The sequence below is a fragment of the Companilactobacillus paralimentarius genome (assembly GCF_963227125.1).
GTDB classification, from domain to species: Bacteria; Bacillota; Bacilli; order Lactobacillales; family Lactobacillaceae; genus Companilactobacillus; species Companilactobacillus paralimentarius.
This window is the reverse complement of the sequence record NZ_OY724131.1, coordinates 1,628,017-1,640,680: the sequence shown is the minus strand read 5'-3', so window position 1 is coordinate 1,640,680 and position 12,664 is coordinate 1,628,017. Positions and strand designations below refer to the sequence as shown.

10 protein-coding genes are annotated in these 12,664 nt (G+C 35.4%); 5 read left to right on the top strand and 5 right to left on the bottom strand.

Translation table 11 applies throughout. The features are described 5' to 3' along the window. Window positions 1-40 precede the first annotated feature (40 nt). The 4 genes from ACI6PB_RS07935 to ACI6PB_RS07920 form a co-directional block, all read right to left on the bottom strand. A complete protein-coding gene (locus ACI6PB_RS07935; protein WP_227005137.1) occupies window positions 41-1,273 on the bottom strand; it encodes an ISL3 family transposase in 1,233 nt (410 codons plus the stop codon). 251 nt (window positions 1,274-1,524) lie between these two features. Next, window positions 1,525-1,998 (bottom strand): universal stress protein, encoded by a 474-nt coding sequence (locus ACI6PB_RS07930; protein WP_404327253.1) that lies wholly within the window; start codon window positions 1,996-1,998, stop codon window positions 1,525-1,527. 79 nt (window positions 1,999-2,077) lie between these two features. Then, window positions 2,078-2,356, bottom strand: coding sequence for a hypothetical protein (locus tag ACI6PB_RS07925; protein ID WP_025085330.1), 279 nt, complete (start codon window positions 2,354-2,356; stop codon window positions 2,078-2,080). A gap of 7 nt (window positions 2,357-2,363) precedes the next feature. Further along, window positions 2,364-3,650, bottom strand: a complete 1,287-nt coding sequence (locus tag ACI6PB_RS07920) for a replication-associated recombination protein A (RefSeq protein ID WP_404327252.1) — start codon at window positions 3,648-3,650, stop codon at window positions 2,364-2,366. A gap of 53 nt (window positions 3,651-3,703) precedes the next feature. On the opposite strand from ACI6PB_RS07920, the gene ACI6PB_RS07915 reads away from it, so the two are divergent. Beyond that, complete coding sequence (locus ACI6PB_RS07915) at window positions 3,704-4,303, top strand: DUF1054 family protein (RefSeq protein WP_025085329.1); 600 nt, start codon at window positions 3,704-3,706, stop codon at window positions 4,301-4,303. A gap of 64 nt (window positions 4,304-4,367) precedes the next feature. On the opposite strand, the gene rpsD is transcribed toward ACI6PB_RS07915, so the two are convergent. Further along, a complete protein-coding gene (gene rpsD / locus ACI6PB_RS07910) occupies window positions 4,368-4,979 on the bottom strand; it encodes a 30S ribosomal protein S4 (protein ID WP_025085328.1) in 612 nt (203 codons plus the stop codon). Window positions 4,980-5,304: 325 nt separating this feature from the next. Between rpsD and ACI6PB_RS07905 the strand changes: the two genes are divergently transcribed. The 4 genes from ACI6PB_RS07905 to ACI6PB_RS07890 all read left to right on the top strand — a co-directional run bounded on the left by ACI6PB_RS07905 (window position 5,305) and on the right by ACI6PB_RS07890 (window position 12,613). Next, on the top strand, window positions 5,305-6,993 hold the full coding sequence (locus ACI6PB_RS07905; protein WP_309510854.1) for a septation ring formation regulator EzrA: 1,689 nt from the start codon (window positions 5,305-5,307) through the stop codon (window positions 6,991-6,993). A 74-nt stretch (window positions 6,994-7,067) separates the two neighbouring features. Next, complete coding sequence (locus tag ACI6PB_RS07900) at window positions 7,068-8,213, top strand: cysteine desulfurase family protein (protein ID WP_025085326.1); 1,146 nt, start codon at window positions 7,068-7,070, stop codon at window positions 8,211-8,213. A gap of 9 nt (window positions 8,214-8,222) precedes the next feature. Then, the gene (thiI, locus tag ACI6PB_RS07895; RefSeq protein WP_404327251.1) at window positions 8,223-9,440 is read left to right on the top strand and encodes a tRNA uracil 4-sulfurtransferase ThiI; all 1,218 of its coding nucleotides are present in this window, start codon (window positions 8,223-8,225) and stop codon (window positions 9,438-9,440) included. Window positions 9,441-9,964: 524 nt separating this feature from the next. Beyond that, a complete protein-coding gene (locus tag ACI6PB_RS07890; protein WP_025085324.1) occupies window positions 9,965-12,613 on the top strand; it encodes a valine--tRNA ligase in 2,649 nt (882 codons plus the stop codon). Window positions 12,614-12,664 lie beyond the last annotated feature (51 nt).

Genomic DNA, 12,664 nt, shown 5'->3' with positions numbered 1-12,664 from the left:
TCAAGTTAACAGTTAGACCATAAATGGTCTAGCTGTTTTTTTATTTGGCTGATGAGCTTGCTCGAAGCCAAAACATTTGAATATTTATACGTTCAGTAAAGTTGTTCCAACTACGATATCCATAGGCACTACTTTTTATCTTTTTTATTCTTCCAATGATTCCCTCTAAAAATCCGTTGGAATATTTAAGCTTCAGTGCATTTAATACTTGTTTACGATATTTTCTTAATGATGTCATTGTTTGATCCATAGCGGTATTGAGTGGATGATAATTGAGTAGTATCTGATTCATTGTATCAGTATCGCCTGTTCTAATAGCCTTTAAAATATCTTGATATACTTCGTAGGACTTGGCGAAACCTTCGTCCAAATCTAAACACTTTGTGATTAAATTTAGATCCGTTTCATAATAACCAACACTGTACTGATACTTAGGGTTTATCTTTTCGATGGAATCGAATGATTCCAAGAATTTTTTCCAATCTCTCTTCATGAACAAGTATTCTTTACTTCTTTTAGGCATTCGTTTCATTACCTGTATTCTAGTTGAATTGAGAGAACGATTCATCATCTGAACGATATGAAATCTATCAACAACGACTTTGGCCTTTGGAAACAACTTTGGTACTAAATTAATGTATCCGGCATTTAAATCCAAAGAAATAGTTTTTACCTGTCTTCTGACTTTCAAAGGAAATCGACTGAAGTATTTACTGATTTGATATGAAGTTCTTCTGGGCAAGATATCACCCGTACGATGATTATCGCTATCTAACCAAATAAAGCTCATCTTGTCAGTAGACATAAATTCATCAAATGCCAAGTGCTTAGGAAGATGTTCAGGAAGTGATTTCTTGTGCATCTTGGCTTCTTCATCGATGATACGTTGAACGGTCTTATCGGAGACGTTAAAACGTCTGCCGATATCCTTCAATGATGTATTAAAAGCAGTTTCTGATAAGATCATTTGTCTAACAGGTTGTGCGATTTGACAATATTCCCAAACATAACTAGTTTTGGCTACAAAGATAGAGTTACAAGATTTACATTTATACTTTTGACGTTTCAGACTTATATACGTTGGACGTAATGATAATGATGGAGCGACTATCATATTTTTATTAAATCCATTCTTAACTAAGTGGCCTGCAAGGCCACAGTTAAGACAACGGTCAATCTGTTTAGTTAGCATTGCAAAATAGACTAAGGACTTGATGCCATTAACTAACATAAATTTTGAGTCTTCAGTAAAGATAATATTCTCATCTTTCATTTCAAGAGCGTTTCGTATAGACTTATTACTTAGGGACATCATTCAAATTCCTTTCATTGTGAAGCTGTAGAGGGTAGAACATCTAAAGGTATGGATGGTGTCTTTTTGATGTTCTAAAATAGTTTTATTAATAAATGGTATACAAAAATAGAGTTGATGGCAAAATGCCTATCAACTCTATTTATCGTACAGCCATTAAATTCCAATAAAAAAGGAGTGATTCGAAAGAATCACTCCTTTTTACGTGTAATTTATTTTCTAGGTTTCTTGATAGTCTTGTTATCTAAGTCGGTTCTAACAACAAGTACATCACATGCTGCAGTTCTTGTTACATACTCAGTAACAGAACCAATTAATAATCTCTCCATGGCATTAAGACCAGTAGCACCGATCATAATCAAGTCAATACCTAACTTCTTAGGGAAGTCTGTGGCAATGATTGCCTTAGGAGCACCATATTCAATGCTGTAGTCGATTTCGTTTAGTCCAGCATCTTGGGCTGTCTTGACATAACTCTTAACAGTATCCTTAGCTTTTTCAGTGATTTGTTCAACCATAGTTGAATCAAAACTGGAAACATTTTGGAATGCTCTAGTATCAATAACATGAAGCAAATGAACAGCGGCATTATTTCTTTTAGCTACTTCCACAGCTTTTTTAAATGCTAGTTCAGCTTCAAATGAACCATCGATTGGTACGAGAATGTTTTTATATTGTTGTAACATAAGTATCACCCCGTTAGTGTAGTATTATTACTGCTTTTATATCTTTATTTTAGTTGATTGAGGCTGATAAATACAGTCATCAGCGAATATTTGCTAAATAAATTGAAAAGGCTGCCGCAATTAAACTTCCTAATAACAATGTTATTAAATTCATTTCCTTGGTACCGACTAAAAGGACAACGATTCCTAGGATAGAAACCAAAATTAATAGGACAGCAGTGAAACGCATGATATTTTTTAAAGTAAGATTTTCGTTAGGCGAGTAGATTAAAAACTTTTTATCACTGTGTGACCATAATGTGTAGGCCAAGGCCAACAAAAAAATAATAAAAAATATCATTAAAACTTTAATTATCATAACTATTCTAACCCCGTTTTGAATTCTTTTTCCATTCTTGAATTTGTTTCATTCGAAGATTTAATGCTTGTTCATATTTACCAGTGTTCTTAGGTTGATAATATTTCTTGTTAACGAGATTGTTAGGTAAATATTGTTGTTCAACCCAAGAATTAGGATAATCATGTGGATATTTATACTCAAGTCCGTGCCCCAATTTTTTGGCACCCGAGTAGTGTGCATCTTTTAAATCGTCCGGAATTGAACTAGCTTTACCATCACGTACGTCTGCTAGTGCATCATCAATAGCTACCATACCTGAGTTTGATTTAGGACAGAGACAAAGATCGATCACCGCATCTGCTAAAGGAATTCTGGCCTCAGGTAATCCAACCATTTGTGCTACTTGGGCAGCCTGAACAGCTCGAGCACATGCTTGTGGATTAGCTAAGCCGACGTCCTCATAGGCACAAACTAGTAATCGACGGATGGCAGATGTTAATTCACCAGCTTCTAAAAGTCGTGCAAGATACAATAATGCAGCATTAGGGTCGCTTCCACGGATTGATTTTTGAAAAGCAGAAATGACATCGTAATGGCTATCACCATTTTTATCAGCTGAAATGGCCTTACGCTGAATTGACTCTTCAATTGATTGTAAATCGATGTGAATTTGCCCATTTTCATTACTTTTAGTTGAAAGTACCGACAATTCAAGCCCATTTAAAATACTTCGTAAATCACCATTTGTCGAATTAACCAATAAATTTAAAGCATTCTCGTCTAATTTGACGTCGTACTTACCTAAACCGTCTTTATTATCCTCTAGAGCTCTCTTAACGGCTTTTTTTAGATCATCACTAGTAAGTGGATATAATTCGAAGATTTGTACACGAGAGCGGATAGCAGGGCTTATATTGATATATGGATTTTCAGTAGTTGCACCAATTAAGATGATGGAGCCACTTTCCAATAGTGGAAGGAGAAAATCTTGTTTAGTTTTGTCTAGACGGTGAATTTCATCCAATAAGAGGACAACCGTTCCGCTCATTTTGGCTTCTTCGGCTACTATTTGTAAATCCTTTTTGCTGTCGGTAGCGGCGTTTAATTTTCTGAAAGCATATTTGGTACTTCCGGCAATTGCACTGGCAATACTAGTTTTTCCGATCCCAGGAGGACCATAGAGAATCATTGAAGATAACATTTTAGCTTCAACCATTCGGCGAATGATCTTATGGGGACCAACTAAATGTTGTTGACCAACAATTTCATCAATATTAGTAGGTCGCATGCGATATGCTAATGGTTTTTGCATAATTCCTCCTATATAATTAATATGTATATATTCTACAACAAAGGATTGAGAACATGTTTGATAAAAATGATTTTGAAGTTTTCAATGATGATACCTTGAGTGGACGGTTGGAATTGATTAGAAAAAACCTTGATCCTAAATTTGAAATTTTGGGTCAAGATTTACTTCAATCACTTGAAGATGAATATCATCAGAAGTTCTTTTTAAAGATTGCTAAGCATCAACGTCGGACAAAGAATCCACCTCCTGATACTTGGCTGGCCATCAATCAGGATAAAAAGGGTTATAAAAAGACACCACATCTGGAATTTGGTTTGTGGCCGGATCGTTACTTTATAACTTTTAGCTTGTTGGCCGATATTAGAGATAGAGAGAACTACTATTCAATTCTAGAAAAGTATCAAAATAAAATCATATCAGAAGGTTGGGGAGTGTCAAATGATCACACTTCCAGTGTTCTGAAGGATGCCACTGAATTTGACAACGTAATTAAGCATTATCAAAAAGTTAAATCTAGTGACTTAGTAATAGGATTTGAACTTTTAAAAAATGATTCTATTGTATCGAGTTCAGACTATGATCAATTATTGAAAGATAAATTCATGAAGTTGAGTCAATACTTAGTTCTTTTCAATAAAGAGGCTGCCAAATAGGCATTCTCTTTTTTTTGTAAAAAAAAATACACCCACCAAGGAGTGGATGTATTTGTTCCAAATATTAAAGAATTTGGTTGTAGTATTCAACAATCAATGATTCATCGATATTTGGTTCTAGTTCGTCACGTTCTGGGTTACGTACTAGAGAACCTGTCATTTCGTTATCATCAAATGTAACGAAACCAGGACGACCAACAACGTTTTCAAGGTTAGCCTTAACAATTGCAAGGTTCTTTGACTTGTCACGAAGGCTGATCTTTTGACCAATCTTAACTTCGTATGAAGGGATATCAACACGTTTGCCATCAACAGTGATGTGACCATGGTTAACAAGTTGACGAGCTTGTGGACGTGAACTTGCTAAACCTAAACGGTAAACCATGTTATCCAATCTTGTTTCAAGAAGAATCATCAAGTTAACACCGTGAATTCCTTCCATCTTACCGGCACGGTTAAATAGGTTACGGAATTGACGTTCGTTAACATCATACATGAAACGTAACTTTTGCTTTTCAGCTAATTGTTGACCGTATTCTGAAACCTTACGACGGCCACCGTTTGGTCCATGTTGACCTGGGGCATAGTTTCTACGGGCAATTTCCTTACCTGTACCTGAAAGTGAAATTCCTAAACGACGTGATAATTTCCAACGAGGTCCTGTATATCTTGACATAAATAAATTCCTCCAAAATGTTTGTCTGGAGTAAAATAATTAACTAGAGCACAGCATTCGTGCAGTTATCGTTACAATTTTCGCCATGTGCAGCCCACAGGTTACTTGTTGAACTAAATCGTCGATAAATGTTGACGTTCTTGCCGCTCTTTGCTGCATATTTTACACGAAGACTAGTGTAACGTGATTGATACTAATTGTCAAAATAAATTTTTGAAGGAATAGTTTAAAACTTTATTATGAAAAGTTGATAGTTCTAATAATAGTAATAATATTTGGTATAATTTCTTTGAGATAAGACGCAATTGTCATTAGGGGTGTAAAAGTGTTTGCAATTATTATTGGAATAATAGTGATCGTATTGATCTTTTTGTGGTATATGTGGTTCTTGCAAAGAAAGAATGCATCTACTTTAAATAAATTAAAAGATCAAACGGATCGTTTAAAAAAAGCTACTTTAGATGAAAAGATTAAAAAGTTGGAAGAAATGAAACTTGCTGGTGCCAGTAAAGATCGTTTCAACCAATTAAAAGATAGTTATCGTGAACAAGTTGATCAAGTGCTTACCAATATTTTGAAACAAATGAGGGCAGCGGAGTATAAGAATACTGAATTTAAAGTGTTTGGATCAGCTAATGAGCTGAAAAGGGTCAATGTGGAAGTTACTGCTTTTGAACAAAAGATTAGTGAAGTTTCCAAAGGTTTCGAAGATTTGCTGGCTAGTAATGAGCTAAATGCAACTCACAGTGAAGAATTGCAAAAGCAATATCAATCCTTACGAAAGCAGGTCTTAACTCAATCTTTTAGTTATGGTCCTGCAACTGATAAATTAGAAGATGAACTATCAGAGATCGCCAATTTATTGGATCAAGAGAAGCAATTAACTGATAAGGGTGATCATATTGAAGCCAGCCAATATCTGGATGATGTGAAACTTAAATTAGGTTTGATTACGGATCAATTAAAGGTTATTGAACCTTTGTATCACGACTTAAATGAAGTTTTTCCTGGACAAGTTGATGAAATTAAATTTGTCTATCAAAAGTTAGTTAAACAATATTTTCAATTCAAAGATGACATCATTCAACAAATTTCAGAGGTTCAAGATGAGATCGAAGAGTCTAACAAAAAACTAGGTGATTTAAATTTTGATGCAGTCAACACTAATAATGAAGACATTAAACAGCGAATTGATGACCTATATGAAACTTTGACATTAGAAATAGATGGTAAGAAAGATGTTCTAAAAGAACAAAAGCCAGTCTTGGATTACTTGAATCATGCAGTTTTCCAACATAATCGATTAGACAAACGTATTCAAAAGTTAGAAGAAGAATATATCCTAGCCGATAAAACTGTGAAGACTTTTGATGATAATTTTGCAACATTAAATGAAATTCGCCAAGAATATGATGCTGATGTACAAGGAATTGCCGACAAAAAAGTCATTTTTTCAGAAGTCAGGGATGACTTTAAAGAAATCGTTAAGCACTTAGATGATATTGAAGCTAGTGAGAAATCAATTAATGATGATCTCAATCAAATGCTATCTAGTGAACGTATTGCACGTAACAGTGTGGATGAATATGCTAAGCGTCTTGAAATTCAAAAGAAGATGATCGAGCAATTACGTTTAAATGGATTGCCTGATGATTATTTGGATTATTTCTATATGGTTTATGATGAAATTAATAAACTTTATGATGAATTAGATGCTAAACAGATTAATATGGAAGATATTAGTAAACAAGTGATTGTTACACAGGAGGATTTGAGCAATTTAGTCGAGAAAACGAAGAAGTTGAAATATAATGTTCTCTTGTCTGAAAAATTATTACAATATGCTAATCGTTATGCTAGCAAGAATCCCGAATTCAGCGATCAATTAATTCGTGCGCGTGCCTTATTTGACACCGATTATAATTATGATGAAGCTGTTGAAGTTATTTCAAAAGCTTTGGAAAGTGTTGAATCTGGTTCAGTTGAACGAATAAAAGAAACAATTAATGCATAATAGTATAGTTTTGTGTTAAGTTATAAGAGATAAAATTTTGGGCCGCAAGGCCTTTTTGTTTTGGTGAGGCAGAAATGATATATTTTGATAACAGTGCAACAACAAAAGTTAATGATTCTGTACTAAAAACTTATAATGCTGCTAGTGAGGAATATTTTGGTAATCCCTCAAGTTTGCATAAATTAGGCTTGAAAGCATATGAATTATTAGAAACATCTCGTAAACAAATTGCGAGTTTATTAGGTTTTAAACAAGACGAGGTTGTCTTTACTAGTGGTGGTACTGAGGGGAACAATTGGATCATCAAAGGTACAGCCTTTAAGAAACGTGAATTTGGTAAACATATTATTACGACGGAGATTGAACATCCTTCAGTTTTGAATACCATGCATCAACTAGAGGAACTCGGATTCGAAGTTACATATTTACCTGTAGATAAAAGTGGTCATATTAGTGCGACTGATTTGAAAAAAGCTATCCGTAGCGATACTATCTTGGTTTCAACAATGGCCGTTAATAATGAAATTGGAGCAATTCAACCAATTCATGAAATTGCTAATGTTTTGAAAGACTATCCAAGTATCAGTTATCATGTCGATTCAGTTCAAGCAATTGGTAAAAATCTTCAATCTAAGTTTATGGATCCTCGAGTTGACTACTATACTTTCTCAGGTCATAAGTTCCATGCACCTCGTGGAATAGGCTTTATTTATATGAAGGAAGGTAAACAGCTTGAACCATTGATGGCTGGTGGTGGTCAGGAGTCTAATCTTCGTAGTGGTACAGAGAATACTCCTGCAATTGCTGGTATGGCCAAGGCTATTCGTTTATTGAAAGAAAATGAAGCTCAAAAAGCTAACAAGATGGAACAACTAAAAGAAAAATTGGTTAACCACTTGCATACTTTGGATAACGTTCACGTATTTTCACAGATTGCTGATGATTTTGCACCACACATTATTTGTTTCACAATTGATGGTGTCCGTGGCGAAACAATTGTACATACTTTTGAGGATCGTGATATTTATATTTCTACAACTAGTGCTTGTTCTTCTAAGAAGGGTTTGGAATCAGGTACTTTGAAGGCAATGAATGTGCAAGAAAATGTTGCAACTAGTGCTGTGCGTGTCAGTCTAGATGAGAGTAATACAGAAGCTGAAATGGATGAATTTATTAAGAATTTGGATGAAATTCATGATCATTTCCAAATTTTGAACTAGGAGATTTAAATGGAATATACTGAAATTATGGTTCGTTATGGCGAACTATCAACTAAGGGTAAGAATCGTAAGAATTTTATTGACCGTCTTCACGGTAATGTGGCCAAAGTTTTGAACGATTATCCCGATTTAAGAATGCAACCACATCGTGATCGCTTACATATTCAATTAAATGGTACGGATGCTAAGCCAGTGATGGAGAAATTAAAGAACGTTTTTGGGATTCAAACTTTCTCATTGAGTGTTAAAGTGTCACGTGATTTTGAAGATGTTAAGAAAAAAGCTATTGAAATGATGCATGAAGCTTATAAACCAGGTATGAGTTTCAAAGTTGGTACAAAACGTTCAGATCATACTTATGAACTTGATACTAACCAAGTCAATTTACAACTAGGGGATGCTATTTGTGATGAATTCCCTGGTATTGATGTTGAAATGAAGAAACCTGATATTAAGATTTCTGTTGAAGTAAGACAAGACGGAATTTACCTATCATATTTAACAGTTAAAGGCGCTGGTGGTTTACCAGTTGGTACTGCTGGAAAAGCGATGTTAATGCTGTCTGGTGGAATTGATTCACCTGTTGCTGGCTATTTGGCTATGAAACGTGGCGTGGATATCGAAATGGTTCACTTTTTCAGTCCACCATACACATCAGAACAAGCCTTGAATAAGGCTAAGGAATTAACTTCGAAGTTAACAGCTTTCGGTGGTCACATTAAATTTATCGAAGTACCATTTGCTGAAATTCAAGAAACAATTAAAGCTGGGGTTCCTGAAGGATATCTAATGACGATTCAACGTCGTTTTATGTTGAGATTGACTGACTTGATTCGTGAAAAAGAAAATGGTTTAGCTATTTTTAATGGTGAAGCCGTAGGACAAGTAGCTTCACAAACATTGGAAAGTATGGCTGCAATCAATGATGTCACGACTACACCAATCTTGCGTCCTGTAGCAACAATGGATAAGACCGAGATCATCCGTTTGGCTGAAAAGATTGATACCTTTAATCTATCAATTCAACCATTCGAAGATTGTTGTACCGTCTTTGCTCCACCATCACCAAAAACACGTCCAAGCATTGAAAAGACACGTAAGTTTGAAAGCTCACTTGATGTTGACGGCTTAATCCAACGTGCAATGGATGGAATTAAGATCACAACCATTGAACATGGAGACAAGTTCATGGAAAGTGACCAAGAAAATATCAGTAGTTTACTATAAAACTAATTGACGTTTCACAATTTATGATTTATTATCAGAATATCAGCTTTGAGCAGGAGTGTTATTCAGCTAGATTTCAGAGAAGGCATGTTGTTGGGAATTGCCCAATCGAACTGAGTAATTGTTGTCTGTGAGCTATCATATAAATGATCGGGCCACCGTTATCTGTTGAGTGAGGAGTTATTTGTAACTCCTAATTTAGGTGGTACCGCGAGTCTTCGTCCTATTCGGATGAGGGCTCTTTTTTTTATAGACTCTTAACGGCGAAGCCGTTTAGAGTCTATTATGGGGACGTCGAAAGACGTCCATGGATCTTAGCATTTTTAAAAAGGTTTATATCAAAACACAGATAACGTGATTGCTCAAAGTTCTATATATGGGAAAACAAAAGTATTTTCAAATAGGTTACAAAATAGGAAAGTACGTTCAGTTTTTTTGCAAGGAAACGACATCCTTAAGCAGTCCCATATTCCAAGTACCACATTTAATTAATATTAAGTATTGAATTTTATGGAGGAAATACTATGAGAGAAATCGACATGGATACAAAATATAATCCACAAGAAGTCGAAGAAGGCCGTTATCAAACATGGTTAGATGACGATGACTTTAAACCTTCTGGTGACAAGAAAGCTAAGCCTTATTCAATTGTTATCCCACCACCAAATGTTACTGGTAAATTACACATGGGACATGCTTGGGATACAACTATTCAAGATACATTGATTCGTTACAAACGTATGCAAGGTTTCGATACATTATATCTTCCAGGTATGGATCATGCTGGAATTGCTACTCAAGCTAAAGTTGAAGCTAAATTACGTGAACAAGGTGTGACTCGTTATGATCTTGGACGTGATAAGTTTGTTGATGAGGTTTGGAATTGGAAAGATGAATTTGCTAAAATTATCAAATCACAGTGGGGTAAATTAGGTCTATCACTTGATTACTCACGTGAAAGATTTACCTTAGATGAAGGTCTATCAAAGGCTGTTCGTAAGGTCTTCGTACAATTGTATAACGAAGGCTTGATCTATCGTGGCGAATATATTATTAACTGGGATCCACAACTTCAAACAGCTCTATCTGACATTGAAGTTATTCACAAGGATGACCAAGGTGCTTTCTACCATGTTAAGTACCCATATGCTGATGGTTCTGGTTTTATTGAAATTGCTACAACTCGTCCTGAAACCATGTTTGGTGATGTAGCCGTAGCCGTAGCTCCAGATGATGAACGTTATAAGGATATCGTCGGCAAGGAAGTTGTCGTTCCATTAGTTGATCGTAAAATTCCTATTATTGCTGATCATTATGTTGATAAAGACTTTGGTACTGGTATGGTTAAGATCACACCAGCTCATGATCCTAATGACTTTGCAGTAGGTAATCGTCATGATCTAAAACGTATCAATACAATGAATGCTGACGGTACAATGAATGAAAATGCCGGTAAGTATAATGGTATGGATCGCTTCGAAGCTCGTAAGGCTATTGTTAAGGATCTTCAAGACGACGATGACATGATCAAGATCGAACCTTATGTACATAGTGTTGGTCACTCAGAACGTTCAGGCGTTCAAGTTGAGCCAAGACTTTCAACACAATGGTTCGTTAAGATGAAGCCACTTGCTGAAACAGTTTTGAAAAATCAAAAGAGTGATAACAAAGTTAATTTTGTTCCTGAGCGTTTTGAAACAACCTTTACACAATGGATGGAGAATATTCATGATTGGGTTATCTCTAGACAATTATGGTGGGGACATCAAATTCCAGCTTGGTATAACAAGAAGACTGGCGAAACATACGTTGGTGAAGAAGCACCTAAGGATATTGAGAACTGGGATCAAGATCCAGATGTTCTAGATACATGGTTCTCGAGTGCTTTATGGCCATTTTCTACTATGGGTTGGCCAGATAGTGATTCAGAAGACTACAAACGTTACTTCCCAACTGATACTTTGGTTACAGGTTACGACATTATTCCTTTCTGGGTTTCCAGAATGATTTTCCAAAGTTTGAAGTTTACTGGCAAAAAACCATTTGATAACACTGTTATTCATGGTTTGATGCGTGACTCACAAGGTCGTAAGATGAGTAAGTCACTTGGTAACGGAATTGATCCAATGGATGTTATTGCTAAATATGGTGCTGATGCTTTGCGTTGGTTCGTTATGAACGGAACAACACCTGGTCAAGATACGAGATTTAGCTATGACAAAATGGATGCTTCGTGGAATTTCATCAATAAAATTTGGAACGCTTCACGTTACGTTATCATGAACCTTGATGATGAAACTCCAGCAATGGATGATTTGTCTAAAGTTACAAGTTACGACCTTTCTGATAAGTGGATCTTGGCTAAATTGAATCAAACAGTTAAGAACGTTAATGATTTGTTGGATAAGTTTGAATTCGGTGAAGTTGAACGTAATCTTTATAACTTTATCTGGAATGATTTCTGTGACTGGTATATTGAAATGAGTAAAGCTACTTTAACAGGGGATGATGAAGCAGCTAAGAAGCAAAAGAAGATGCTTCTAACTTACGTTTTGGATCAAACATTGCGCTTATTGCACCCAATTATGCCATTTGTTACTGAAAAGATTTGGTTGACAATGCCTCATAATGGTAAGACAGTCATGCATGCCAAGTATCCTGAATATCATGCTGAACTAGATGATGCTGAAGCCATGGATCAAATGGATATTCTAATTGATTTAATCAAATCATTGAGAAAGATTCGTTTGGAAGCTAATGCACCAATGTCTAAAGCTGTTGATATTTTGATCAAGCCTCAGGATGAAAAAGTAAAAGCTGTTATATTGAATAACGAAGATTACATTGATCGTTTCATGCATCCTAAGGATTTGAAGGTTGCTACTGATATTGTTGCGCCTGCCTTGGCTATGACTTCAGTTACAACTAATGCTGAACTTTATGTTCCATTAGCAGAGTTGATTGATATTGATGAAGAAATTTCTCGTCAAAACGAAGAGATGAAGAAACTCGATCAAGAGATTACACGTCTTGATAAAAAACTTTCTAATGCTAACTTTGTTCAAAAAGCACCCGAAAAAGTTGTTAATGAACAAAAAGAAAAATTAGCTGACTATCAATCTCGTCAAGCAAAAGTTCAACAAAGAATTCAACAATTAAAAGATAATCAATAAAATTGAGTATATAATTAGAGGGGTTGGCAAATGTCCAACCCCTTTTCTTTG